At 65.5% G+C, this 23174-nt stretch carries 26 protein-coding genes; 8 read left to right on the top strand and 18 right to left on the bottom strand.

The window, feature by feature from the left end; translation table 11 throughout:
* Nucleotides 1–8 precede the first annotated feature (8 nt).
* Nucleotides 9–146 (bottom strand): hypothetical protein, encoded by a 138-nt coding sequence (locus BRSPCE3_RS08725; protein WP_244065394.1) that lies wholly within the window; start codon nt 144–146, stop codon nt 9–11.
* A gap of 113 nt (nt 147–259) precedes the next feature.
* Here BRSPCE3_RS08725 and BRSPCE3_RS08720 point away from each other — a divergent pair, with 113 nt between their 5' ends.
* Nucleotides 260–436: a hypothetical protein gene (locus BRSPCE3_RS08720; RefSeq protein ID WP_244065393.1), complete on the top strand. Its 177-nt coding sequence runs from the start codon at nt 260–262 to the stop codon at nt 434–436.
* On the opposite strand, the gene BRSPCE3_RS08715 is transcribed toward BRSPCE3_RS08720, so the two are convergent.
* The gene (locus tag BRSPCE3_RS08715) at nt 433–1281 is read right to left on the bottom strand and encodes an SMP-30/gluconolactonase/LRE family protein (protein ID WP_244065392.1); all 849 of its coding nucleotides are present in this window, start codon (nt 1279–1281) and stop codon (nt 433–435) included. The genes BRSPCE3_RS08720 and BRSPCE3_RS08715 overlap by 4 nt on opposite strands.
* Before the next feature lie 301 nt (nt 1282–1582).
* Here BRSPCE3_RS08715 and BRSPCE3_RS08710 point away from each other — a divergent pair, with 301 nt between their 5' ends.
* Nucleotides 1583–3814: a lytic transglycosylase domain-containing protein gene (locus tag BRSPCE3_RS08710; protein WP_244065391.1), complete on the top strand. Its 2232-nt coding sequence runs from the start codon at nt 1583–1585 to the stop codon at nt 3812–3814.
* Nucleotides 3815–3967: 153 nt separating this feature from the next.
* Here BRSPCE3_RS08710 and BRSPCE3_RS08705 read toward each other — a convergent pair whose 3' ends face one another.
* From BRSPCE3_RS08705 to eno, 13 genes are all read right to left on the bottom strand, one after another.
* Nucleotides 3968–4936 carry a tripartite tricarboxylate transporter substrate binding protein BugD gene (locus tag BRSPCE3_RS08705; protein WP_244065389.1) on the bottom strand — a complete coding sequence of 323 codons (969 nt, stop codon included), beginning with the start codon at nt 4934–4936 and terminating at the stop codon, nt 3968–3970.
* Between the two features lie 79 nt (nt 4937–5015).
* A complete protein-coding gene (locus tag BRSPCE3_RS08700) occupies nt 5016–6257 on the bottom strand; it encodes a threonine synthase (protein ID WP_244065387.1) in 1242 nt (413 codons plus the stop codon).
* Nucleotides 6258–6434: 177 nt separating this feature from the next.
* A complete protein-coding gene (lpdA, locus tag BRSPCE3_RS08695; protein WP_244065386.1) occupies nt 6435–7856 on the bottom strand; it encodes a dihydrolipoyl dehydrogenase in 1422 nt (473 codons plus the stop codon).
* A 17-nt stretch (nt 7857–7873) separates the two neighbouring features.
* Nucleotides 7874–8116: a hypothetical protein gene (locus BRSPCE3_RS08690; RefSeq protein ID WP_244065384.1), complete on the bottom strand. Its 243-nt coding sequence runs from the start codon at nt 8114–8116 to the stop codon at nt 7874–7876.
* Complete coding sequence (locus tag BRSPCE3_RS08685; RefSeq protein WP_244065382.1) at nt 8117–8293, bottom strand: hypothetical protein; 177 nt, start codon at nt 8291–8293, stop codon at nt 8117–8119.
* Nucleotides 8294–8305: 12 nt separating this feature from the next.
* Nucleotides 8306–9673, bottom strand: coding sequence for a pyruvate dehydrogenase complex dihydrolipoamide acetyltransferase (locus BRSPCE3_RS08680; RefSeq protein ID WP_244065381.1), 1368 nt, complete (start codon nt 9671–9673; stop codon nt 8306–8308).
* Between the two features lie 2 nt (nt 9674–9675).
* Complete coding sequence (locus BRSPCE3_RS08675; protein WP_021079261.1) at nt 9676–9981, bottom strand: DUF5076 domain-containing protein; 306 nt, start codon at nt 9979–9981, stop codon at nt 9676–9678.
* 5 nt (nt 9982–9986) lie between these two features.
* Nucleotides 9987–11393, bottom strand: coding sequence for a pyruvate dehydrogenase complex E1 component subunit beta (locus BRSPCE3_RS08670; RefSeq protein WP_244065380.1), 1407 nt, complete (start codon nt 11391–11393; stop codon nt 9987–9989).
* A gap of 45 nt (nt 11394–11438) precedes the next feature.
* Complete coding sequence (gene pdhA / locus BRSPCE3_RS08665) at nt 11439–12458, bottom strand: pyruvate dehydrogenase (acetyl-transferring) E1 component subunit alpha (protein WP_244065378.1); 1020 nt, start codon at nt 12456–12458, stop codon at nt 11439–11441.
* 157 nt (nt 12459–12615) lie between these two features.
* The gene (locus tag BRSPCE3_RS08660) at nt 12616–12933 is read right to left on the bottom strand and encodes a septum formation initiator family protein (protein ID WP_244065376.1); all 318 of its coding nucleotides are present in this window, start codon (nt 12931–12933) and stop codon (nt 12616–12618) included.
* A 102-nt stretch (nt 12934–13035) separates the two neighbouring features.
* Entirely contained in the window at nt 13036–13587 is a 552-nt protein-coding gene (locus BRSPCE3_RS08655) for an NADPH-dependent FMN reductase (protein ID WP_244065375.1), read from the bottom strand.
* Between the two features lie 170 nt (nt 13588–13757).
* The gene (locus tag BRSPCE3_RS08650; RefSeq protein WP_244065374.1) at nt 13758–14894 is read right to left on the bottom strand and encodes a zinc-binding dehydrogenase; all 1137 of its coding nucleotides are present in this window, start codon (nt 14892–14894) and stop codon (nt 13758–13760) included.
* Between the two features lie 50 nt (nt 14895–14944).
* On the bottom strand, nt 14945–16228 hold the full coding sequence (gene eno / locus BRSPCE3_RS08645) for a phosphopyruvate hydratase (RefSeq protein ID WP_244065373.1): 1284 nt from the start codon (nt 16226–16228) through the stop codon (nt 14945–14947).
* A 120-nt stretch (nt 16229–16348) separates the two neighbouring features.
* On the opposite strand from eno, the gene queF reads away from it, so the two are divergent.
* From queF to BRSPCE3_RS08630, 3 genes are all read left to right on the top strand, one after another.
* Nucleotides 16349–16825 (top strand): preQ(1) synthase, encoded by a 477-nt coding sequence (queF, locus tag BRSPCE3_RS08640; RefSeq protein WP_244065372.1) that lies wholly within the window; start codon nt 16349–16351, stop codon nt 16823–16825.
* A gap of 272 nt (nt 16826–17097) precedes the next feature.
* The gene (locus BRSPCE3_RS08635) at nt 17098–17280 is read left to right on the top strand and encodes a DUF1059 domain-containing protein (RefSeq protein WP_244065371.1); all 183 of its coding nucleotides are present in this window, start codon (nt 17098–17100) and stop codon (nt 17278–17280) included.
* Between the two features lie 102 nt (nt 17281–17382).
* Entirely contained in the window at nt 17383–17679 is a 297-nt protein-coding gene (locus BRSPCE3_RS08630; RefSeq protein WP_244065369.1) for an antibiotic biosynthesis monooxygenase, read from the top strand.
* A 37-nt stretch (nt 17680–17716) separates the two neighbouring features.
* Here the strand turns inward: BRSPCE3_RS08630 and BRSPCE3_RS08625 are convergent, their stop codons facing one another.
* Both BRSPCE3_RS08625 and kdsA read right to left on the bottom strand, forming a co-directional pair.
* Nucleotides 17717–18925 (bottom strand): MFS transporter, encoded by a 1209-nt coding sequence (locus BRSPCE3_RS08625; protein WP_244065368.1) that lies wholly within the window; start codon nt 18923–18925, stop codon nt 17717–17719.
* A 16-nt stretch (nt 18926–18941) separates the two neighbouring features.
* The gene (gene kdsA, locus BRSPCE3_RS08620) at nt 18942–19799 is read right to left on the bottom strand and encodes a 3-deoxy-8-phosphooctulonate synthase (protein WP_244065367.1); all 858 of its coding nucleotides are present in this window, start codon (nt 19797–19799) and stop codon (nt 18942–18944) included.
* 286 nt (nt 19800–20085) lie between these two features.
* Between kdsA and BRSPCE3_RS08615 the strand changes: the two genes are divergently transcribed.
* On the top strand, nt 20086–20418 hold the full coding sequence (locus tag BRSPCE3_RS08615; protein ID WP_244065366.1) for a PAAR domain-containing protein: 333 nt from the start codon (nt 20086–20088) through the stop codon (nt 20416–20418).
* Nucleotides 20419–20608: 190 nt separating this feature from the next.
* Here BRSPCE3_RS08615 and BRSPCE3_RS08610 read toward each other — a convergent pair whose 3' ends face one another.
* Complete coding sequence (locus BRSPCE3_RS08610; RefSeq protein WP_244065365.1) at nt 20609–20935, bottom strand: NIPSNAP family protein; 327 nt, start codon at nt 20933–20935, stop codon at nt 20609–20611.
* Nucleotides 20936–21105: 170 nt separating this feature from the next.
* On the opposite strand from BRSPCE3_RS08610, the gene BRSPCE3_RS08605 reads away from it, so the two are divergent.
* Complete coding sequence (locus tag BRSPCE3_RS08605; RefSeq protein WP_244065364.1) at nt 21106–21780, top strand: response regulator transcription factor; 675 nt, start codon at nt 21106–21108, stop codon at nt 21778–21780.
* Nucleotides 21777–23156, top strand: a complete 1380-nt coding sequence (locus BRSPCE3_RS08600) for a HAMP domain-containing sensor histidine kinase (RefSeq protein ID WP_244065363.1) — start codon at nt 21777–21779, stop codon at nt 23154–23156. The genes BRSPCE3_RS08605 and BRSPCE3_RS08600 overlap by 4 nt, the downstream gene beginning before the upstream one ends.
* Nucleotides 23157–23174: the final 18 nt, after the last annotated feature.

Raw genomic sequence — 23174 nt, 5'->3', positions numbered from 1 at the left:
ACGCAGCTTCAGGCGGCCTCCCGCTCCCTCGCCGCCAGGGCCTGCTCGATCCGGCGGATCAGCAACGCCGTCGGACGGCCCTCGCGCTGCAGCCGGCGGAGCTCATTCCACAGCCTGATGATTTCGCGGTCTCGCTCGGCGTCCATGGCTGGCATTCTCCCGGGCACGCCACTATGAACGAAACAAGAACAACACTCAAGGCCTCTCGATGCGATCGCTGCCGCGGGAACCAGAACGGCGCAGCGCGATTGGCTCTTTCATGAAAATGGCCAAGGCGATTCGCAAACAGGCGCAGACCGCGGAGCGGGTCGCATCGACGACGGCCGACGCATTTGTCGCCAACCAGATGCGCTCCCTCGCCCACGCCTTCAGGAGCCAGGCCGAGATCCTGAAGAAGAAAGAGAAGAAAAAGAAGAAGCCGTCTCGCCCCGGCTAGGGATAGCCGTTACCCGGCGCATCGACCTCGACCACGTCGATCCGCGACACCGATTTGCCCTTCCGCAAGTCTGCGTAAGACGTCTCCGCGCTCAGGCAGAACAACGTCCTGCGGTCCGCACCGCCGAGTGCACAGGCGAGCGCGCGGCGGCCGGGGACCGCGACGCGCGCGCGCTCCACACCATCGCGGTCGATCCGGACAAACGCGTCTTCGGTGAACGATGCGACCCAGACCGCGCCATCGCCGTCGAGGCAAATGCCGTCGGGATCGTTGACGCGACCGAACCGCCCGCGAAGGCTCAGGCCGCCGTCCGGCGCGATGTCGTAGTCGGCGAGACCAGCACCATCCATCTCCGCGACGACGAGCCGGCGATGGTCGGCGGAGACGGCAATGCCGTTGGGAAAGCGCAAGCCGTCGGCAACGACGCGGGCGCTGCCGTCGGGCATCACGAGGATGATCCGTCCGACGGCGCCGCGGCCCTCCGGCGGCGGCAGATTGAAGCCGAGATCGCCGACATAGGCGCGCCCCTGCGCGTCGACGATCATGTCGTCGATCGTGCCGGTCGCAACCGCGGAGAGGTCGGCATACAGCGACAGCGCGCCGTCGGCGAAACGCAGCAGCCGCTTCCTGAACATCGTCAGCACGACGATGTCGCCATCGGGCAGCACGCCGAGACCGCACGGCGTGTCGTCGGTCACGGCGGCATGCTCCTGCAATTCGCCCGACGGGCTGATGCTGAGCAGCGTCCGCGCCATGCAGTCAACGAACCAGAGCCGCCCGCGATGCCAGCGCGGGCCCTCGAAATAGCGGCCGCCGTCATGGATGGTCCTGAGGCCTGCCGTCATGGCATCCCCGGTGGAAGTAAGTGATCTGTCAGTGACATGGGCAGCCCCCGCGGCGCTCGTTCAATGAGGATACATGCCGGCGGGAACCGATCAAAGCGACCGTGCCCTGTGTCGTCTTCACCCGTAAAAACCCCGGTTCCCGCCGGTTCCACACGCCATATTCCATATTTCGCCGCGTTTTCCCTGTTGAGTTGCAGCGCATTAACACTCGAGAATCGAGGGTAGTGGTAATCTGCGGCGGTTGTGCCGCCGTATGACGCGTTCTGTTGTGCCTCATGGTTTCTCAGGGGGGGACCAGGGAATGAACCGTTGCCTACGTCCGCTGGCGTGCTTCGCCACCGCCGCAGCGCTCGCGCTGCTTCCGGTCCAGGCGACCGCCAAGCCGCATCACCAGCACCAGGCCAAGAGCGGCCATGGCGACAAGAAGGTGCATGGCGCCAAATCGAGCGCAAAGTCGGGCACGAAGTCTGCGCGCGAGAGCGCTTCCGGTAAGCGCCGGCACGCCAGGCACGGCGCCGACAAACACAAATCCGCCAAGGCCAAGTCCGTTCCGTCCAAATCGGCTGAGACGACGAAGGCACCCGAGCCCGAGAAACCTGCGGGGCCGCAACTGTCCGGCGACCTCGCCGCGATCAGAGACGCGATCACCGCCGCGCGCCGCGGCAAGACCAGCGACGCGACCGATATCCAGGCCAGGATCACCGATCCCGTTGGGCGGAAGCTGGTCGAGTGGTACCTGCTGCGCCACTCCGAGTCGAACGCGCCGTTCAGCCGCTACGCGGCGTTCGTCACGGCCAACCCGGACTGGCCAAGCGCCACGCTGCTCCGCAAGCGGGCTGAAGCGCGGATCTGGCAGGAGCGCAGCGATCCGGCCACGGTGCACGGCTTCACGCTCGATCAGCCGATCAGCGCGAAGGGCAAGTTCGCGCTCGCGCGCACGCTGCTGGTCGAAGGCGACCGCGACGGCGCCACGCGGCTGGTGCGCGACGCCTGGCGCTCGGACGAATTGCTTGAGCGCACCGAGAGCGATGCCTACGACGCATTCAAGGACCTGCTGACCCGCGATGATCATCGCGCCCGCATGGACAAGCGGATCGGCGCCAAGGATCTCGCCGGCGCCCGGCGCGCGGCACAGCACATCGGCAGCGACGAACTCGCGATCGTCAAGGCTTGCGCCGCGGTGCGCGGGCAATCCAGCAAGGCCGAAGACACGCTCAACGATGTGCCGGCCGATGCCCGCAGCGACCTTGGCTATACGCTGTGCCGGATCCAGTTTCTGCTGGCGAAGAACAGGATCGATGATGCGGCGCGGGTGACGATCGCGGCGGCGCCCGAGACGATGGCACAGCAGGACACCGACCAATGGTGGCGCGAGCGCCGCATCCTCTCGCGCAAGCTGCTCGACCAGGGCGAGGTTCAGGCGGCCTATGACGTGATCCGAGGCGCGGCGGCGCCGGACAATCCCTATTACCGCTCCGACATGCACTTCATGCGCGGCTGGATCGCGTTGCGCTATCTCAACGATGCCAAGACCGCGGCCGCGCATTTCGCCCACATCGACGAAGGCCAGACCAACCCGACCGTGCTGGCGCGTGCCGCCTATTGGCGCGGCCGTGCCGCCGAGGCGCTCGGCAATTCAGCGGCGATGCGGGCGGACTACCAGGCCGCGGCGCGCTACCCGACCGCCTATTACGGTCAGCTGGCGCTGGCCAAGCTTGGCCGTGACGGCGTCGAGCTGCGCGCGCCCTCGCCGGCCGCCAGCGCCGGCAGCATCGCGGCCGACGAGCGCGTGCGTGCCGCAGAGATGCTCTATGCGATCGGCGAGCCCGACATCGTGCTCTATTTCGCCGCCGACCTCGCCGAGGAAAGCGCCGATGTCGGGATGCTCGAGGCGCTCGGCGAGCTCACCGGCCGCCATAACGATGCGCGTGCGATGCTGCAGATCGGCAAGATCGCGCTCGCCCGCGGTTTTGCGTTCGACCACTACGCCTTCCCGGTGATCGGCATTCCCAAGCACGCCCCGATCGCGCCCGATATCGGGCGCAGCATGACCTATTCGATCGCCCGCACTGAAAGCGCGTTCGACCAGCGCGACAAGTCGGCGGCCAACGCCGTCGGCCTGATGCAGGTAACGCCCGAAGCCGGCCGCGACACCGCCAAGCGCTTCGGCGTCAGCTACGACTGGAGCCGGATGGTCTCCGATCCGGTCTACAACACCCAGATGGGCGCAGCGGAACTGAGCGCGCTGCTGTCGGAATACCGCAACTGCCACATCATGACCTTTGCCGGCTACAACGCCGGCCGCGGCCGTGTCCGCGACTGGGTCAAGGCCTATGGCGATCCGCGCGATCCCAACGTCGATCCGGTCGACTGGGTGGAGCGGATTCCGATCTCGGAGACGCGCAACTACGTGCAGCGCGTGATGGAGAATTTTGCGGTCTATCAGGTCCGGTTCGATGATGCCGGCACGGCGATGGCCAAGAACGGCGAGCGTGTCGTGACCCAGGAGAGCAACGCGGCGCCCGCGCAGTAGCACACTGTCGTCCGGGACCCATAACCACCGTTGTACCCTTGTTCGCAAATCGTCGAGCCGATTGCCCTTTGCGCGGGCGACGGCGTATGGGTCCCGGCCCCCGTGCGCAATTGCGCACTAGGCCGGGACGACGTGGAAGAGAGAGCCGGCGCTTCAATCCACCTTCACATTGGCGGCCTTGATCATCGGCCACCACTTTGCGATCTCCGCCTTCTGCCAGGCGCCGAGCGCCTCCGGCGTCAGCTGGTCCTTCGGCGGCATCTGCAAGCCGAGGTTTTCAAGCTGCTTCTGCACCGCCGGATCGGCCATCGCCTCGACCGCCGCGGCGTTGAGCTTGGCGACGATCTCCTTCGGCGTGCCCTTCGGCACCCAGAGGCCGGACCACAGCGTCATGTGGAAGCCCGGCAGGCCGGCCTCGTCGACCGTCGGGACCTCCGGCGCATTCGCGACCCGCTTGGAATCGGTGACCGCATAGGCGCGGATGTTGCCGCCACGAACCTGGTTGATCGAATTCGAGGTCTGGTCGACGATGATGTCGATCTGGCCGGCGACGAGGTCGTTCAGCGCCGGCCCGGTGCCGCGATACGGCACGTATTGCAGCTTGATGCCGGAGACGTTCTCGAAATAGAGCCCGGCGATGTGGCTGCCGCTGCCGGCGCCGGCGGTGCCCGCGGTCGGCGGCTCCGGCCGCGACTTCAGCCACGCCAATAGCTCCTTCAGCGATTTCGCCGGCACCGCGTTCTTGCTGACGATGATCATCGGGTTGCTCGGCAGCAGCACCACCGGCTCGAGATCAGCAACGAGATCGTAGCCGAGCTTGTAGATCGCGCCGTTGGCGACATGGGTGCCGAGATGGCCGAACGAGATGGTGTAGCCGTCGGGCGCTGCGCGCACCGCGCGGCCGACGCCGATCGAGCCGCCCGCCCCGGTGACGTTCTCCACCAGCAGCACCTCGCCGAGCGACTGCTTCATGCGCTCGCCGAGGATGCGCGCCATCGCATCCGACGGGCCGCCGGCAGCGAACGGCACCACGATGGTGATCGGGTGCGCGGGCCAGGTTTCCGCGGAAGCGGTTCCCGTCAACGCCAACATCGCCAGCACCGCCAGCACCAGCTTCCGCATCACGCTCTCCCGCAATCTTCTTGTTTCTGATTATTTTTGAAGGGCCACCTTTCGACAAGATGGCCCTTCGGATGAGGCGTCAGAACTGCGAGAAGTCGATCGGCTTGTGCCGGTCGAGCGTCCGCGTGATCGGCGGCAGCGGGTACTTCAGGCCGCTGGCGCAATTGAACAGCATGACGCGGTCGTCCTTCGAGACACGGCCGTCGGCGAGGCTTTCCTTGTAGGCGGCGTAGGTCGCGGCGCCCTCGGGGCACAGCAACAGCCCCTCCTCGCGCGCGACCTCGTTGAGGGCGGCGCTGATCTTGTCGTCGTCGACCGCGATCGCAAAGCCCTTGCTCTCGCGCACCGCGCGCAGGATCAGGAAGTCGCCGATCGCCTGCGGCACGCGGATGCCGGAGGCGATGGTGTGAGCGTCCTCCCAGCGCGCGGCGTGCTCGGTGCCGGCCTCATAGGCGCGCACCATCGGCGCACAGCCGGAGGCCTGCACCGCGACCATCCGCGGGCGTTTCGAGCCGATGAAGCCGATCTTCTCGAGCTCGTCGAACGCCTTCCACATGCCGATCAGACCCGTGCCGCCGCCGGTCGGATAGAAGATCACGTCGGGTACGTCCCAGCCGAGCTGCTCGGCGAGCTCGAGGCCCATCGTCTTCTTGCCCTCGATCCGGTACGGCTCTTTCAGGGTCGAGGTATCGAACCAGCCGACCTTGGCCTTGCCCTCGCCGACGATCTTGCCGCAATCGTCGATATAGCCGTTGACGCGATAGACGGTGGCGCCCTGCAGCTCGATCTCGCTGACATTGACCTCCGGCGTATCGGCCGGGCAGAAGATCGTGGTCTTGATGCCGCACGAGGTGGCGTAGGCAGCGAGCGCCGCGCCGGCATTGCCGTTGGTCGGCATCGCCATGTGCTTGATGCCGAGCGCCTTGCCCATCGACACCGCCATCACGAGGCCGCGCGCCTTGAACGAGCCGGTCGGCAGCCGTCCTTCATCCTTCACGATGATCTCGCCGCCGCCGAGCTTGGCACCGAGCCGCGGCAGCCGGATCAGCGGCGTCGTGACCTCGCCGAGCGAGACGATGTCCTTGCATTTACGCACCGGCAGCAGCTCGCGGTAGCGCCACAAATCGGCGGGGCGCTGCGCCAGCGCGTCCTTGGTGAGCGCCTTCTTCACCCCGGCCAGATCGTAGCGCACCAAGAGCGGCTTGCCCGCCTTGGAGAGATTGTGGACCTGGTCGGCCGGATAGTGATCGCCCTCCATCGCGCATTCGAGATGGGTCACGAAGGTCGACCGTTCGATGGTGAGGTTGTCGTTGTCTTTCACGAGATGTGCTCTTTCTTGTTCTTGGGTTCACTCATATCAGACCCGTCACCCTGAGGAGCGCGAAGCGCGTCTCGAAGGGCGACGAGCCCGGCTGCTAGATCTCGGCCGTGCATCCTTCGAGGCTCATCTGCTCGCACCTCAGGATGACGGAACTTCTATCGGCGACGTCTCCGAACGTCAGATATTCAGCACCCGTCCGTAGGCGTCGAGCACCGCTTCCTTCATCATCTCCGACAGGGTCGGATGCGGGAACACGGTGTGCATCAGTTCCTCTTCCGTGGTCTCCAGATTCATCGCCACCACATAGCCCTGGATCAGCTCGGTGACCTCGGCCCCGATCATGTGCGCACCGAGCAGCTGGCCGGTCTTCTTGTCGAAGATCACCTTGACCAGGCCCTGGTCCTCACCGAGCGCGATCGCCTTGCCGTTGCCGACGAACGGGAAGCGGCCGACACGGATCTCGCGGCCGCCTTCCTTGGCCTTGGCCTCGGTGAGGCCGACGGACGCGACCTGAGGGTTGCAGTAGGTGCAGCCCGGGATCAGCAGCTTGTCCATCGGGTGCGGATGCAGACCCTTGATCGCCTCGATGCAGACCACGCCCTCATGCTCGGCCTTGTGCGCGAGCATCGGGGGGCCTGCGACGTCGCCGATCGCATAGATGCCGGGGACATTGGTCTTGCCGAGGCCGTCGATCACGATGCAGCCGCGGTCGGTTTTGACGCCGAGCTTCTCCAGCCCGAGATTCTCGATGTTGCCGACCACGCCGACCGCGGAGATCACGCGCTCGAATTCCTTGGTCTGCGGCTGGCCCTTGCCGTCGTCGATGGTCGCGACCACGCTGTCGGCCTTCTTCTCCAGCTTCGTCACCTTGGTCGAGGACATGATCTTGATGCCCATCTTCTCGAACCGCTTTCGCGCCAGCCCCGCGATCTCGGCATCCTCGACCGGCAAGATCTGCGGCAACACCTCGACCACAGTGACGTCGGCGCCCATGGTATGGAAGAACGAAGCGAACTCGATGCCGATCGCGCCGGAGCCGACCACGAGCAGCGATTTCGGCATACGCTCCGGCACCATCGCCTCGAAATAGGTCCAGATCAGCTTCTTGTCGGGCTCGAGCCCGGGCAGCACGCGCGGCCGCGCGCCGGTCGCGACGATGATGTGCTTGGCCTGATAGGTGCCCTCGCCGCTCGCGCCCTTCGGCGCCTCGACATCAGACTTCTTCACCGTGATCTTGCCGGGCGCGTCGATCGTGGCGTCGCCCCAGATCACCGTGATCTTGTTCTTCTTCATCAGGAAGCCGACGCCGTCGTTGAGGCGCTTCGAGACGCCGCGCGAGCGCTGCACCACGGCTTTCGGATCGAACGAGACATTGTCGGCCGACAGCCCGTAATCCTTGGCGTGCTGCATGTAGTGGTAGATCTCGGCGGAACGCAGCAGCGCCTTGGTCGGGATGCAGCCCCAGTTCAGGCAGATGCCGCCGAGATAGGATTTCTCGACGATCGCGGTCTTGAAGCCGAGTTGCGCGGCACGGATCGCGGTCACGTAGCCGCCGGGGCCGGAGCCGATGATGATGACGTCAAAGGATGTGTCGGCCATGGCGGCTCCCGTTCAACTCAGCGTGTGACGCCGCGCGCGCGGCTTCTTGCGATCAATGTCCTGACCAGCCATTCGAGCCCGATCACCACGGCCATGATGGCCAGGGCCGTCAGCACGATCGGCTGGGCGATGTTCCGCGCCAGCTGTTCGCCGGCGAAGAACGCGGAGTGCAGAAAATCCAATCCGACCGGATTGAGCAGCAGTGCGGCCGACAGCAGCAGCGAGATCCAGGGCCAGCGGGTGCGAGCCGTGCCGGCCATCTATCCGTACTCCTGCCATACCGCCCCAAGGAACACTGTCCACGCCAGCGCCAGCACGGCGGCGGCGATCATCATGATCCTGAACTGGATCGTCGAGATCAGGTCGCGGTTGACGGCGAGGAGCAACGCGACGGCAACGGCGGCGAGCAGGACGTACGGACCGTAGATCGCGTACATGGCGGATGCCCGTCACACCATCATCATGACGGGATTCTCGATCAGCTGCTTGAAGGCGCCGATCAGCTCGGCACCGAGCGCGCCGTCGATGGCGCGGTGGTCGCACGACAAGGTCACGCTCATGATGCTCGCGATCTCGATCTTGCCGCCGCGCACCACCGGACGCTCCTCCGAGGTGCCGACCGCGAGGATCGAGGCATGCGGTGGATTGATCACGGCGGTGAAGTGGTTGATGCCGTACATGCCGAGGTTGGAGACCGCGGTGGTGCCGCCCTGATATTCCTCCGGCTTCAGCTTGCGGGCGCGGGCGCGGGCGGCAAAATCCTTCATCTCGTTGGAGATGGTCGACAGCGTCTTGGTCTCGGCCTTGCGGATGATCGGCGTGATCAGGCCGCCTGGCATCGCGACCGCAACGCCGACGTCGGAATGCTTGTGCTTGAGCATGCCGCCCTCGGTCCAGCTGACGTTGCAGTTCGGGATCTTCTGCAGCGCGACCGCCATCGCCTTGATGACGAAGTCGTTGACCGAGATCTTGTAGAGCGGCTTCTTCTCCTTGTCCTTCGGCGCAGCCGCATTGATCTCCTCGCGCGCGGCGAGCAGCTTGCCGATGTCGCAGTCGATCGTGAGATAGAAGTGCGGGACGTTCTGCACCGAGGCGGTGAGACGCTGCGCGATGGTCCGGCGCATGCCGTCATGCGGCACGATCTCGTAGGAGCCCGGCTCGAACAGCGCCAGGATCTGCTTGTCCGACATCGACGGCGCGATGCTCGGCCCCGCAGTGGCGGGCGCGGCTGCCGGCGCTTTCAGGCCCTTGCCGGACTTGGCGTCGTCGACGTCGCGGGCAATGACGCGGCCGTGCGGGCCGGTGCCGGAGATCCGGCCGAGATCGATGCCGGCCTCCTTTGCCAGGCGGCGCGCCAGCGGCGAGGAGAACACGCGGGCGTGGCCGTTGGCTTGCGCGGCCGGTGCGGCGGCCTGCGGAGCGGCTGCGGGCGCAGCGGCCGGCTTCGGCGCAGGCGCGGCTGCCGCAGCGGGTGCTGCCGCAGGCGCGGCCTGGGCAGCGGGCTTCGGTGCCTCGGCGGGTTTGGGCGCCGGTGCAGCGCCAGCTCCGGCGCTGGCCGCCGCCTTCACATCCTCGCCGTCGCCGGCCATCACGGCGATGACGTCGTTGACCGGCACGTCCTGGGTGCCCTCGGGCACCAGGATCTTGGCGATCGTGCCTTCATCGACGGCTTCGACCTCCATCGTCGCCTTGTCGGTCTCGATCTCCGCGATCACGTCGCCGGACTTGACCGTGTCGCCCTCTTTCTTGAGCCACTTGGCGAGATTGCCCTTTTCCATCGTCGGCGACAGCGCGGGCATAAGAATATTGATCGGCATTGTCAGTGACCTTGTTGCGACCGCGGTTTGGTTTGGCCCATGTCGGTCGGCCGGGCGATTTCGGCTTCGAACATCTCGACGATGCGCGCGAGCGCCTCGTCTTCAGTGTATTCGCTCTCGCGCGAATAGGCGCGCGCAGCGTGGCGGGCGATGTCGACGAGCATCAGCCCCCACATGTCCGGCTCCTCGAAGGCGCGCTGGAACGCGATCGACAGGCCGCCGTCGACGACGAAGGCGCGCAGCACCTCGACGGCGTCGTCGCGGCCCATCACGTCGGGCGGCAGCGGCTGCTCCTTGGGACCGGCCATCGGCGTTACCGGTAGGACACGGCCTTGGCGGCCGCGACCACCTCGGCGACGGAGGGCAGAGCAAGCTTTTCCAGGTTCGCGGCATAGGGCATCGGCACGTCCTTGCCGGAGACGCGCGCGACCGGCGCATCCAGATAGTCGAAGGCGTGCTCCATGATGCGCGCCGCAACCTCGGAGCCGACGCCGCTCTGCTGCCAGCCCTCCTCCACCGTCACCGCACGGCCGGTCTTCTTCACCGAATTGACGATGGTCTCGGTGTCCATCGGACGGATGGTGCGCAGATCGATCACCTCGGCCTCGATGCCCTCCTTGGCGAGCTCATCAGCCGCCTTCAGCGCATAGGACATGCCCATCGCCCAAGAGACGATGGTGACGTGATTGCCGGCGCGCGCGATCCGCGCCTTGCCGATCGGCACCACGAAATCCGGCAGCTTCGGAATCTCGCCGGTGTGGCCGTACAGCATCTCGTTCTCGAGGAAGACCACCGGATTGGGATCGCGGATCGCGGCCTTGAGCAGGCCCTTGTAGTCGGAGGCCGAGTACGGCGCGACCACCTTGAGGCCCGGCACCTGCGAGTACCAGGCGGCGTAGTCCTGGCTGTGCTGGGCGGCGACGCGCGCGGCGGCGCCGTTCGGGCCGCGGAACACGATCGAGCAGCCCATCTGGCCGCCGGACATATAGAGCGTCTTGGCGGCGGAGTTGATGATCTGGTCGATCGCCTGCATCGCGAAATTCCAGGTCATGAACTCGACGATCGGCTTCAGCCCGGCCATCGCAGCACCGACGCCGACGCCGGCAAAGCCGTGCTCGGTGATCGGCGTGTCGATCACACGGCGGGCGCCGAATTCCTGCAACAGGCCCTGCGTCACCTTGTAGGCGCCCTGATACTCGGCGACCTCCTCGCCCATGATGAAGACGTCGCCGTCGCGGCGCATCTCCTCGGCCATCGCATCGCGCAGCGCCTCGCGAATGGTCTGGGTGACCATCTCGGTGCCGGCGGGGATTTCCGGATCGGGCAGCGTCTCGCTGACGGGAGCGGCCGGCGCCTTTGCAGCGGGCTGCGGCGCTTCTGCCTTTGCATCCCCCTTGGCTTCGGCCGGCGCGGCCTCAGCGGCCTTCGGCTGCGGCGCCGGTGCGGCCGGCGCCTTGGCGAGGTCGGCGGCGCTTTCGCCGTCGGCCAGGATGGTGGCGATCGGCGTGTTGACCGCGACGTCGGCGGTGCCTTCCGGAATCAGGATCTTGCCGAGCGTACCCTCGTCGGTGGCCTCGACCTCCATCGTCGCCTTGTCGGTCTCGATCTCGGCGATGACGTCACCGGACTTGATGGTCTCGCCTTCCTTTTTCAGCCATTTGGCGAGGTTGCCCTTCTCCATGGTGGGCGACAGCGCAGGCATCAGCACTTGAATGGGCATATCGGCTCCCGAAATCGGTCTTGAAATTCGTCTGCGCGGGTGGGGTCAGCGGTAGATGTCGGTGTAGAGCTCGGACGGATCCGGCTCCGGATCGTGCTGTGCGAAATCGGCGGCCTCGTTGACGATCTCGCGCACCTCGGCGTCGATCGCCTTCAAGTCCTGCTCGCTCAAGCCCGATGCCAGCAAGCGGTTGCGCACCTGCTCGATCGGGTCCTGGTCGTGACGGACCTTCTCGACCTCCTCGCGGGTGCGGTACTTGGCGGGATCCGACATCGAGTGGCCGCGGTAACGGTAGGTCTGCATCTCCAGGATGATCGGACCATTGCCGCCGCGGCACCACGCCGTGGCCTCGTCGGCGGCAGCCTTCACGGCGCGCACGTCCATGCCGTCGACCTGCCTGCCGGGAATGTTGAACGACACGCCGCGCTTGGAGAAGTCCTGCTGCGCCGAGGCACGCGACACCGCGGTGCCCATCGCGTAGCGATTGTTCTCGATCACGTAGATCACCGGCAGCTTCCACAGCTCCGCCATGTTGAAGCTTTCGTAGACCTGGCCCTGGTTGGCCGCGCCGTCGCCGAAATAGGTCACGCTGACGTTATCGTTGCCGCGATAGCGGTTGGCGAACGCAAGGCCGGTGCCGAGCGACACCTGCGCGCCCACGATTCCGTGACCACCGTAGAAATGCTTCTCCTTGCTGAACATGTGCATGGAGCCGCCCTTGCCCTTGGAATAGCCGCCGCGGCGTCCGGTCAACTCCGCCATCACGCCCTTGGCTTCCATGTCGCAGGCCAGCATGTGGCCGTGGTCCCGGTAGCCGGTTATGACCTCGTCGCCTGGCTTCAGCGCCATCTGCATCCCGACCACGACGGCTTCCTGGCCGATATAGAGATGGCAGAAACCGCCGATCGCACCCATGCCGTAGAGCTGACCGGCCTTCTCCTCGAAGCGCCGGATCAGGAGCATGTCGCGCAGGGCCTTGAGCTCCTGCTCCCTGGAGAATTCGGGGGGAGAGCCAGCCTTCTCCTGCCCTGATTCTTTTGCGACGGTTTTCTTGGGTGTGGCCATGGCAATTCCGGGTGAGAGAAGTCGAAGAACCCTCTCTAACCCAACTCAAATCGCCTTGGAAGGATTGCGTTCGCCCGATGGAATTTTGCTATGCCGCACTGCAGCGCAGCGCGACACTTTTGTGATAGTGCGCGAACGTTTTTGAAATTTGCGAACGTCAGTTCGACTTGTTGATCCGAACCAGATCACGCGGGTTGGCGTAATCGAGCTGGAAGCGCGCACGCTCGTCCAGCATGTCGGGATCGACCCGGTCCGACCGCAGCAGCGACACCCGCTGCTCGCCCTCGGTCCGCTCCTTCTTCAACCGCGCCAGCTCCGAGGTCAGCGCGATGATTTCCTGGTCGAGCTCCTGCCGCGCGTTCAGGCCGTATTTGCCGGTATAGGCGTTGACGCCGAAATAGCCGACCATCAGCGCCGCCAGCGTGTAGAGGGCGAGCCCGGACAGAATCGATTTGAGGCGGGTGCGGGAAACCATGGCCGCGAAGATGCGGCCATGGGGTTAATGGAACGCTAAAATCAGTGCGTTTTCGAGCGAAGTGGCTGCCGGTTCGCGTGAAGGAAACGGGTCAAGACAAGATCAGCGGTTCTGCTTTTCGATGAACGCCGCAAAGGCGTCGAGGTACTGCTGCAGCACGCCCTTGAGGGACTCCTTGGTCAGCTCGCCCTTGTCGTCGAAGGCATCGCCGACGCCGTTGAGGTAGGTTTCCGGCTGGCCGAGGATCGGACCGGCGATGCCCGGCAGGATGTTCTGCAGGTGCTTCACCGCGCTGACGCCGCCGAGCGGTCCGGGCGAGTTGCCGATCAGGCCGACCGGCTTGCCGACGAACGAGCTCTTGCCGTAAGGCCGCGAGGCGACGTCGATCGCGTTCTTCAGCACGCCCGGGATCGAGCGGTTGTATTCGGGGGTCACGAACAGCACGCCGTTCGACTTCTGCAGCTTCTCGCGGAAGGCGAGCCAGTCCGCCGGCGGCGCCGCCTCGAGGTCCTGGTTGAAGAAGGAAATGCCCTGAAGCGTCGTGACGTCGAGCTGCAGCGAAGCGGGCGCGAGCTTGGCCAGCGCATTGGCGATCTTGAGCGAGAAGCTCTCCTTGCGGATGCTGCCGACGATGGTGACGATGTTATAGGCCATAGCAAAATTCCCCTCGGGTTCGCGTGATCCGCGTCGACCTCACCTACCGGCACGCCAAGAAAGATGCAAGTGCATGGATCACCCAATTCCGGAAACCCAGCGTTTCCCGGAATTGGTCTATGCAAAGCAAAAAGGCCGCGCCTCGCGGGCCGGCCCTTCGGCTTCGATCCTCATCCCTTGTTCGGGTTGATCAGGAATTTCTCGCCGGTCGCGCGCTTGCCGTAGACGGCGATGTTGTCGAGCTGCAAGGTTTCCTGCAGCGACACCACCTTGGTGTAGTGGCTGGCGAAGGTCGTCTTCAATTCGGCCACCACGCGCTGGCGCAGCTTGTTGCCGGCTTCGGGGCCGATCTTCATCAGGAACGGGAACAGCAGCCAGCCGCCGACGCCCCAGGCCATGCCGAAGCCGCGCGGCAGCTCGATCGAGCGGGCGTCGAGACTGCCGTAGACATAGACCTGCTTGTGCACATTCGAGCCGTAGCGGCTGTAGGCCTTGGCGGTCTTGTTGATCGCGGTCTCCATCGCCACCAGGATCTGGCCGGCGAGCTTGCCGCCGCCGATCGCATCGAAGGCGATGGTCGCGCCGGTCTCGACCAGCGCGGCGGTCAGCTTGTCCATGAAATCGGGCGCGCTGGAATCGACCACATGCCTGGCGCCGATCTTGTGCAGGATCTGGGCCTGCTCGCGGTTGCGCACGATGTTGACGAGGCCGATGCCGTCCTTGAGGCAGATCTTGTTGAGCATCTGGCCGAGGTTCGACGCTGCGGCCGTGTGCACCAGCGCCTTGTGCCCCTCGCGCCGCATCGTCTCGGTCATGCCGAGCGCGGTCAGCGGATTGACGAAGCAGGAGGCGCCTTCCGCCGGCGTGATGCCGTCCGGCAGCGGCAGGCATTCGTTGACACGCAGCGTGCGGTATTGCGCATACATCGCGCCGCCGATCATCGCGACGGTGCGGCCCATCAGCGCCTTCGCGGCGTCCGACGAGCCGGTCTTGATCACGACGCCGGCACCTTCATTGCCGACCGGCATCGACTCGTCGAGCCGGGCGGCAAGACCCGGCAGCGCCGCTTCCGGCACGCGCGCGGTGACGACGGGCAATTCCTTGCTGCCGGCAACCTTGGCGGCCGCCATGTCGGCCGGGCCGATCAGGAGACCGAGATCGGACGGATTGATCGGGGTCGCCTCGACCCGGACCACGACCTCGTCGGGGCCGGGCTCGGGGGTCGGGACATTGACCAGCGACAGTTCCAGTTCGCCATTGTTCTTGAGCAGCGAACGCAGTTGCAGACCGCTCTTGCCGTCACTCATCCCGACCTCCCCTTTTTGCGTGTTTTGTTCAGTCCCGATCAGTTGGGGCGCTAGCCCAGTGCCTTCAAGGCCGCCCTGCCCGCGTATTTCGCCTGCGTGCCGAGCTGCTGCTCGATGCGCAGCAGCTGGTTGTACTTGGCGGTACGGTCGGAGCGCGCCAGCGAGCCGGTCTTGATCTGCCCGCAATTGGTGGCGACCGCGAGGTCAGCAATCGTGGAGTCCTCGGTCTCGCCGGAGCGGTGCGACATCACGGCGGTGTAGCCGGCCTTGTAGGCCATCTCGATCGCCGCGAGCGTCTCGGTCAGCGTACCGATCTGGTTGACCTTGACCAGGATCGAATTGCCGCGGCCGTTCTTGATGCCGTCGGCAAGCCGCGTGACGTTGGTCACGAAGAGATCGTCGCCGACCAGCTGGCACTTGTTGCCGATCGCATCCGTCAGCTCCTTCCAGCCGTCCATGTCGTCTTCCGACATGCCGTCCTCGATGGTGACGATCGGATAGCGGCTGACGAGGTCGGCGAGATACTTCACCTGCTCGGAGCGCGAACGGGTCTTGTTCTCGCCGCCATAGACGTAGGCGCCCTCCTTGAAGAACTCGGTGGAGGCGCAGTCGAGGCCGAGCACGACGTCGTCGCCCGCCTTGTACCCCGCCTTGCCGATCGCGTTCATGACGAACTCGAGCGCCGCGTCGGCCGACGGCAGGTTCGGCGCGAAGCCGCCTTCGTCGCCGACATTGGTGTTGTGGCCGGCCTTCTTCAGTTCGCCGCGCAGCGTGTGGAAGATTTCCGAGCCGCAACGCAGTGCTTCGGCGAACGAGGTGGCGCCGACCGGCAGGATCATGAATTCCTGGAAGTCGATCGGGTTGTCGGCATGCACGCCGCCATTGATGATGTTCATCATCGGCACCGGCAGCGTCCGCGCCGAGGTGCCGCCGACGTAACGGTACAGCGGCATGTCGAAGGATTCGGCGGCGGCCTTGGCGCAGGCCAGCGAGACGCCGAGGATGGCGTTGGCCCCGAGCCGGCTCTTGTTCGGCGTGCCGTCGAGATCGATCATGATCTGGTCGATCGCGACCTGCTCCTCGACGGCCTGGTCGCTGAGCGCCTCGAAGATCTCGCCGTTGATGGCGGCAACCGCCTTCAGCACGCCCTTGCCGAGATAGCGCGACTTGTCGCCGTCGCGCAGTTCCACCGCCTCATGGGCACCGGTGGACGCTCCCGACGGCACCGCCGCGCGACCGATTGACCCATCCTCCAGCACCACATCGACCTCGACCGTGGGGTTGCCGCGGCTATCCAGGATTTCGCGGCCGATGATGTCGACGATGTCAGTCATGAGAACCTCTCTTGGCAGTGCTGGGTCGGATGGCCGTGCTTCTAGCGCAATGCATCCGGGGGGAAAAGGCCGCGTGACGGCCCCCCCGGCATTGGCTAAGAGAGCGCCACGGAGACCCGAATGGCAAAGAAATCCAGCAAATCGACCACCTCCCCCGGCCTGCAACTCGGCCGCGCGGTGGAATGGCCCGACACGCCGGAAAAGGCGCAGCTCGACCGCGTGCCCAATCCGCAGGCTGGTACCGATTATCTGGTACGCTTCACGGTGCCGGAGTTCACCTCGATCTGCCCGGTGACGGGCCAACCCGATTTCGCCCATCTGGTGATCGACTATGTCCCGGGCCGCTGGCTCCTGGAATCGAAGTCGCTGAAATTGTTTGCCGCGAGCTTCCGCAACCACGGCGCCTTCCATGAGGATTGCACCGTCATGATCGGCAAGCGGATCACGGACGAGATCAAGCCGAAATGGCTGCGCATCGGCGGCTACTGGTATCCGCGCGGCGGCATCCCGATCGACGTGTTCTTCCAGACCGGCCGGTTGCCGAAGGGCCTCTGGGTTCCGGATCAGGGCGTCGCGACGTATCGTGGACGGGGTTAGATCGGGCCCCTTTCCGTTCGCAACGTCTGCCGGTCATCGAATGTCGGCCCTGAGCCGGGAACCGACATGGCACGCCCTCCGACGTATGATATGTTCGATAACGACGCGACCACGATCGAGACGATTGACACGCTCGTTGTCGACGGCCGGCAAGCGTGGTCGGCCATGAACTATCATTTTAGGAAGTCAGGCACAGTGAGCGGTCGCGGGAATTATCGTGGGTAGGTGAGTTGAGCAAGGCGAATAGTTTACTCGTATTGACGGAGACAGTTATGGGTAGAATGTTTGTGGATTGCCGAGATTACCCAAGTGAGATGAACTGCACGATCGCGATTTCAGCTGATACTCAAAAGGAACTTCTGGAAGCGGCAGTACAACATGCTGTCGTGGTGCATGGCCATCACGATAGCCCGGAATTGCGCCACGAATTAGCGAAGATGATAAAGGCCCAGTAGGCAGTCTGATCAGTCCGCGAGCGCCACGAAGCGAAGTCAATGCATGCGCTTTCAACCTGCGCGCCCATGTAAGCGCGCGTCTCAGTGCCTTGGGAGAAACCGGTGACCGCTTTCAATGCTGTGCGTTTTCAGGTGAAGCCGGGGCGCGATCAAGAGTTCTTGGACGCTCACAAGACAATTGGAGCAACTTGGCCAGGTCTATTGCACGCCAGCATCATTAAAACCGGCGACCGCTCCTACTGCATTATCGCCGAGTGGCAAAATATGGACGCGTGCATCGAGGCGCGGCCAGCTATGATTTCCACTCTGAATTCTTTTCGCGACACGCTCGAAGATCTTGGCACCGGTCTCGGCGTGACCGATCCGGTTGCGGGGCCGGTCATTTTATCCTTGAAGTAGGTTGCGGGAGCCCGCGGACCGAGATGACCTAAAATCGCTAAGGCTTGAGGTCCGGCCGCGCAGCGGCATCGGCCGGTCGCGTCTGCTTCAGGAATCTCGCGCAGATAAAGCCGAGCACCACCATCACGGCGCCGGCCGAGACCAGCGTCACGGTCTTGCCGGCGTGCTGCAGGCCGAAGCCATAGGCGATCGGGCCGACGGTCTGGCCCATGAAGAAGAAGAACGAATGCAGCGATAGCGCGGTGGCGCGGGCCTCGACCGACAGCTCGCTGGCGAACACCTGCAGGCAGCCGTGGATCATGTAGAAGCCAAGGCCCATCACGAGAAGGCTCGCCATCTGCAGCTTCCAGTGCAGCCCGAAAGCCGCGCCGGCGAGCTGCATGCCGACGAGGGTCGCGCCAATGATCATCATGCCCCTGACGCCGATCAACGGCAGCAGGCGGCCGACCGTCAGCGTGTAGAGCAATCCGCCGATCGCAAAGCCCGCGATCACGATGCCCGCGATCGACAGCGAGGTCTCGCCGAGCTCGAACAGGAACGAGGCGATGAAGGGAAACAGCCCGAGCACGCAGCAGCCTTCGACGAACACAGCCGAATAGCAAATGCGCGCGTTCGGGTTGGTGAAGATGGTGCGGTAACCGTGGCGCAGCGCCTTCAGGCTGGTGCGCGGCGGACGGTTCAGCTCGGCGCCGCGGAAGCCGGCTGCAACCGCAACTGCGACGATGATCACGAGGCCGCCGAGCACCGCGAGCACGCCGCGCCAGCCGAGGAAATCGCCGATCAGGCCGGAGGCCGTGGCGCCGAGCAGATTGCCGGTCATCGAGCCCGCCAGCGTCCGTCCGATCGCAAGCTGCCGCTTGTCCGGGCCGACGAGATCGCTGGTCAAGGACAGCGCCACCGGAAACACGCCGCCCGAGCCGATGCCGGCGAGGATGCGAGTCACGAACAGCATCGGAAACGAGGTCGAGAGCGCGCCGAGGATGTTGGCGATGCCGAGCAGGCCGAGGCAGATCGTCATCAGCCGCGCCTTGCCGAACAGATCGGCGGCGGCGCCGATCGCCGGCTGGACCGCGGCAAAGGTGAAGGCGAACACCGCGGCAAAGCTCGCCGCAGTCGCGATGCTGACGCCGAAATCATCCGCGACATGCGGCAGCACCGGATCGAGCGCCCGCACCGACAGGCTCGCCGCGAACGTCGCCAGCGTGATCACGTTGAGGGCCGGCGGCATGCCGCTGGTTGCGGTCATGTCGTCGTCCGCCCTGTCAGCCTGCCGTCTTGGCGAGCGCGTCGAACTGCATCAGCCGCGCGACGAGGGCTTCGAAATCACGAAGCGGCACCATGTTCGGGCCGTCCGACGGTGCGTGATCCGGATTGGGATGGGTTTCGATGAACACGCCGGCGACACCGACCGCGACCGCAGCGCGCGCCAGCACCGGCACGAATTCGCGCTCGCCGCCCGACGAGGTCCCCTTGCCGCCCGGCTGCTGCACCGAATGGGTGGCGTCGAAGATCACGGGCGCGCCTGTCGTGCGCGACAGGATCGGCAGCGCGCGCATGTCCGACACCAGCGTGTTGTAGCCGAACGAGGCGCCGCGCTCGGTGACCAGCACGTTGGCGTTGCCGGCGCCGGTGATCTTGCCGACCACATTGGTCATGTCCCACGGCGCCAGGAACTGGCCCTTCTTGACGTTGACGACCTTGCCGGTCGCCGCCGCCGCCAGCAGGAGATCGGTCTGCCGGCACAGGAAGGCCGGGATCTGCAGCACGTCGACCGCCTGCGCCGCCTCGGCGCACTGGTCGGGCTCATGGACGTCGGTCAACACCGGCAGCCCAAGCGAAGACCGGATCTCGGCGAAGATCGGCAGTGCCTGCTTCAGCCCGATGCCGCGCGCTGCCGACGCGCTGGTGCGGTTCGCCTTGTCGAACGAGGTCTTGTACACCAGACCGATTTTCAGCCGGGCCGCGATCTCCTTCAGCGCCGACGCCACTTCAAGCGCATGCGCCCGGCTCTCGAGCTGGCACGGGCCTGCGATGATCGAGATGGGCAAGGCATTGCCGAATTTGGCCGATCCGACGGCAACGATCGGCGCGGCGGCTGGCGCGGAAACCTGATTGGTCAAAATGCTGCATCCTTATTCGCCGGCGACCATGCAATCCCGCGCGGGAGGGATCAAGCCATCCCGCACGATGAGGGGGTTGCACTGACGCCGTGGGTGCGCCGTGCTATCACAATCCTGCCCCAGCCGCCCCTTCTAGAGCGTTTTCGAGCGAACTGGGTACCGGGTCGCGTGAAGAAAACGCGTCAAAACGACAAATCTAGAGCCCCCGTTCCGATTCAATCGGAACGGAAATGGCTCTAGACTGGTCGGGAGCAGATTCCCAAGGGGGGATGATGAGAGGAACGGCATGCGCATCTCGCTAGTCATCGGAGCCGTGGCCGCGCTGTCGACGATATCGAGCGCCTATGGCCAGGCCAGCGGTCAGCCCGGGGTCGTCACCGGCGGTGCGACCGGCGTCACCGTCAACGGCAAGCCGGCGGCGCGCAGCGGCGACACCACCAGCAATGGCGGCCCCCTCGTCGAAGGCGTGCCCAATGTCCTGATCAACGGCAAGCCGGCCGTGGTGATGGGCGATCGCACCCATTGCGGCGGCAAGACCACCTCCGGCAGCCACGGCGTCTTCATCAACGGCAAGCCGATGGTGACCCAGGGCGATCAGACCTCGGGCTGCCCGCAATAGCGTCGCTGCAACATTTTCCCGCCCCGAGTGGCCGAGAAAAGATACCTCCCCCGTCATTGCGAGGAGCTCGCGACAAAATTGCGAAGCAATTTTGCGCTGAAGCGACGAAGCAATCCATCGCCCCGCATATGTGGCGCCGATGGATTGCTTCGCTTCGCTCGCAATGATGGGAACGTGGCCGAAGCGGGCGTCACTTCACCGACGAGAACGCGGTCGGCACCAGAAGCTGGTTTTCGATGGTGAGAACGATCTGGCCGTCCTCCTCGGACTTGGCCCGCGCGCTGTTCCATTCCGGATCGGTCACGAACGCGGTCCACTTCTTCTCGCGCTCGGCGAGCGACTCCCAGGCCAGCAGATAGGTCAGGTCCTGGTTGGATTCGCCGACCAGCGTCGTGAAGAAGCCGGCCTGCCTGATGCCGTGCTTGTCCCACAGCTTCAGCGTGACGGTCTCGAAGCGCTTGAGCAGCGCCGGCAGCCGGCCCGGCAGGCAGCGATAGACGCGGGTCTCGTAGATCATTGGCAGTCCTCCCAGATTTAGGTACGGGCGGTTATAGCCAGCGCCTTCCGGACTGTCTTGAGGGGGTGACAACATGGCACCTCTGCTCGCCGCAACCGGGCATTTCCGCAATGTTGTTGCAATGTTACTTGCCTTAAAACCGGCTGGCTCGGGATCTGGACCCAAAGGACATGCGGATACTGCTGGTTGAGGACGAGGCCGAGATGGCGGCGGCGCTGTCGCAGGCGCTGAAGGGCTACGACATGGTGGTTGACCATGTCCCGAACCTTGCCGAGGCCGAGGAAGCGATCTCGGCCGACGTGCACGGCGCGGTGCTGCTCGACCGCCAGCTGCCCGACGGCGACGGCCTGACGCTGATCCCGAAGCTGCGCGCCAAGGCGGACGGCGTTCCGATCATCGTGCTGACCGCACGCGGCGATCTTGCCGACCGCATCACCGGCCTCGACAGCGGCGCCGACGACTATCTGGCCAAGCCGTTCGCGGTCGAGGAGCTGCTGGCGCGGCTGCGCGCCGTGCTGCGCCGCCCGGCCGGCCTGCAGCTCGAAATCATCAGGGCCGGCCGCGTGGCGTTCGATTGCAGCCATCGCGAGGCCAGCGTCGACGGCCATCCGCTCGACCTGCCGCGGCGCGAGTTGCTGGTGCTGGAGACGCTGCTGCGCCGCCTCGGCCGCACCGTGCTGCGCGCGACGCTCGAGGAGGCCGTCTACAATTTCGAGGACGAGATCCAGTCCAACGCGCTCGACGCCCACGTCTCGCGTCTCAGGCGCAAGCTCGCCGACGCGGAGGCCGGCGTCGAGATCCACAGCATCCGCGGCGTCGGCTACTTGCTGAAGCAAGTGTCATGAGCGAAACCGCCGACCACTATTGCCTGCGCTCCAAATTGAGCTGGTGGCTGGTGACGTTGCAGGCGGCGCTGCTCGCCATGCTCGTCATCCTGCTGATCGCCGGCCTGTGCGCCTCCGGCATCCTGCTGGTGCCGCGCGACGAGGACCACGTCATCGGCATCGTGCAGGGCGCGCTCGCGCGCGACGCGCAAGGCGGCCTGACGCTGCGCCCGACGGCGGATCTGAAGGAGCTGCGCGAGAACACCCCCGACCTCTGGTTCGTGGTGCGCGACCGGCAGGGCCATTCGCTGTCGGAAGGTGCAGTGCCGATCGAGTTTGCCCGGATCGGCAACGCGCTCGACCAGATCAGCCAGGCACGGCTCGGCTGGCAGATGTTCGAGGACGATCCGCGCAAGCCGCCGGCCCGCATGAAGCGCGTCAACACCGATGCCGGACCGGTTCAGGTGATGACGGCGACGCAGGGGCCGATGTCGCGCGCCAAGACGGTGCTTGCCACCTCGCTGGCCTTTCTCGCCGTCGCCCTGCCCGGCCTGATGCTGATGGCGGCGGCGACCTTCGTGGCGACGCCGATGGTGGTCAGGCGCGCCTTCGCCGGCCTCGACACCGCGGCCGACGAAGCCCGCCGGATCGACTTCCGCCAGCGCGGCAGCCGGCTGTCGGCGGATCATTTGCCGCTCGAGGTCGCGCCGCTGGTCACTGCCGTCAACGACGCGCTGAAGCGGCTCGACGACGGCTATTCGCGCCATCAGCGCTTCGTCGCCGACGCAGCGCATGAACTGCGCACGCCGATCGCGATCCTCAACACGCGGCTGGAGTCGCTGCCGCCGGGACCCGAGAAGACCCGCCTGCTGGAAGACTCCGCGCGCCTTGCGACGCTCGCCGAGCAGCTGCTCGACATCCAGCGCTTCGACCAGTGCCGCAATCCATTCGGACGCGTCGATCTCGTCGCGGTCGCGCGCAATGTCGCCGCCGACCTCGCGCCGCTCGCGATCGCGGCCGGCTATGAGCTCTCGCTCGAGACCGCAATCGATCGGGTCGAGACATCAGGCGATCGCGCAGCGCTGGAGCGCGCGCTGACCAATCTGGTGCAGAACGCCATCCAGCATGGCGGCCGCCGCGGCACCATCACCATCCATGTCGGCAGCGCCGCAACCATCGACGTATCAGACGAAGGCGACGGCATTCCGAAGGATGAGCGCACGCGGATCTTCGATCCGTTCTACCGGCTCGCGCCGCTCGACCGCGGCGCCGGCCTCGGACTCAACATGGTGCGCGAGATCGCGAGGCTGCATGGCGGTCACGTCTCCGTGCTCGACGGACCGAAGGGCGGCGCGTGCTTCCGTCTCACCTTGCCGCCGGCGCCGTTCGTGTCGTGATGCGCGCAATCTTGCGCA

This window comes from Bradyrhizobium sp. Ce-3, from assembly GCF_022835695.1.
Taxonomy (GTDB): Bacteria; Pseudomonadota; Alphaproteobacteria; order Rhizobiales; family Xanthobacteraceae; genus Bradyrhizobium.
The sequence above is the reverse complement of the archived record's forward strand: the minus strand, read 5'-3'. Positions and strand labels throughout refer to the sequence as shown.

Bases quoted from the DNA above. Each gene is read 5' to 3' on its own strand.
- eno (WP_244065373.1), bottom strand. From the start codon at position 16,228: ATGACTGACATCGTCGACATCATCGGCCGCGAAATCCTGGATAGCCGC.
- BRSPCE3_RS08685 (WP_244065382.1), bottom strand. From the start codon at position 8,293: ATGTACGCGATCTACGGTCCGTACGTCCTGCTCGCCGCCGTTGCCGTC.
- BRSPCE3_RS08655 (WP_244065375.1), bottom strand. From the start codon at position 13,587: ATGGCCTATAACATCGTCACCATCGTCGGCAGCATCCGCAAGGAGAGC.
- BRSPCE3_RS08625 (WP_244065368.1), bottom strand. From the start codon at position 18,925: ATGACCGCAACCAGCGGCATGCCGCCGGCCCTCAACGTGATCACGCTG.
- BRSPCE3_RS08725 (WP_244065394.1), bottom strand. From the start codon at position 146: ATGGACGCCGAGCGAGACCGCGAAATCATCAGGCTGTGGAATGAGCTC.
- BRSPCE3_RS08660 (WP_244065376.1), bottom strand. From the start codon at position 12,933: ATGGTTTCCCGCACCCGCCTCAAATCGATTCTGTCCGGGCTCGCCCTC.
- BRSPCE3_RS08705 (WP_244065389.1), bottom strand. From the start codon at position 4,936: ATGCGGAAGCTGGTGCTGGCGGTGCTGGCGATGTTGGCGTTGACGGGA.
- BRSPCE3_RS08690 (WP_244065384.1), bottom strand. From the start codon at position 8,116: ATGGCCGGCACGGCTCGCACCCGCTGGCCCTGGATCTCGCTGCTGCTG.
- BRSPCE3_RS08605 (WP_244065364.1), top strand. From the start codon at position 21,106: ATGCGGATACTGCTGGTTGAGGACGAGGCCGAGATGGCGGCGGCGCTG.
- BRSPCE3_RS08600 (WP_244065363.1), top strand. From the start codon at position 21,777: ATGAGCGAAACCGCCGACCACTATTGCCTGCGCTCCAAATTGAGCTGG.
- BRSPCE3_RS08610 (WP_244065365.1), bottom strand. From the start codon at position 20,935: ATGATCTACGAGACCCGCGTCTATCGCTGCCTGCCGGGCCGGCTGCCG.
- BRSPCE3_RS08635 (WP_244065371.1), top strand. From the start codon at position 17,098: ATGGGTAGAATGTTTGTGGATTGCCGAGATTACCCAAGTGAGATGAAC.
- pdhA (WP_244065378.1), bottom strand. From the start codon at position 12,458: ATGGCCACACCCAAGAAAACCGTCGCAAAAGAATCAGGGCAGGAGAAG.
- lpdA (WP_244065386.1), bottom strand. From the start codon at position 7,856: ATGGCCGACACATCCTTTGACGTCATCATCATCGGCTCCGGCCCCGGC.
- BRSPCE3_RS08670 (WP_244065380.1), bottom strand. From the start codon at position 11,393: ATGCCCATTCAAGTGCTGATGCCTGCGCTGTCGCCCACCATGGAGAAG.
- BRSPCE3_RS08650 (WP_244065374.1), bottom strand. From the start codon at position 14,894: ATGAGTGACGGCAAGAGCGGTCTGCAACTGCGTTCGCTGCTCAAGAAC.
- BRSPCE3_RS08680 (WP_244065381.1), bottom strand. From the start codon at position 9,673: ATGCCGATCAATATTCTTATGCCCGCGCTGTCGCCGACGATGGAAAAG.
- BRSPCE3_RS08720 (WP_244065393.1), top strand. From the start codon at position 260: ATGAAAATGGCCAAGGCGATTCGCAAACAGGCGCAGACCGCGGAGCGG.
- BRSPCE3_RS08615 (WP_244065366.1), top strand. From the start codon at position 20,086: ATGCGCATCTCGCTAGTCATCGGAGCCGTGGCCGCGCTGTCGACGATA.
- queF (WP_244065372.1), top strand. From the start codon at position 16,349: ATGGCAAAGAAATCCAGCAAATCGACCACCTCCCCCGGCCTGCAACTC.
- BRSPCE3_RS08715 (WP_244065392.1), bottom strand. From the start codon at position 1,281: ATGACGGCAGGCCTCAGGACCATCCATGACGGCGGCCGCTATTTCGAG.
- BRSPCE3_RS08710 (WP_244065391.1), top strand. From the start codon at position 1,583: ATGAACCGTTGCCTACGTCCGCTGGCGTGCTTCGCCACCGCCGCAGCG.
- BRSPCE3_RS08675 (WP_021079261.1), bottom strand. From the start codon at position 9,981: ATGGCCGGTCCCAAGGAGCAGCCGCTGCCGCCCGACGTGATGGGCCGC.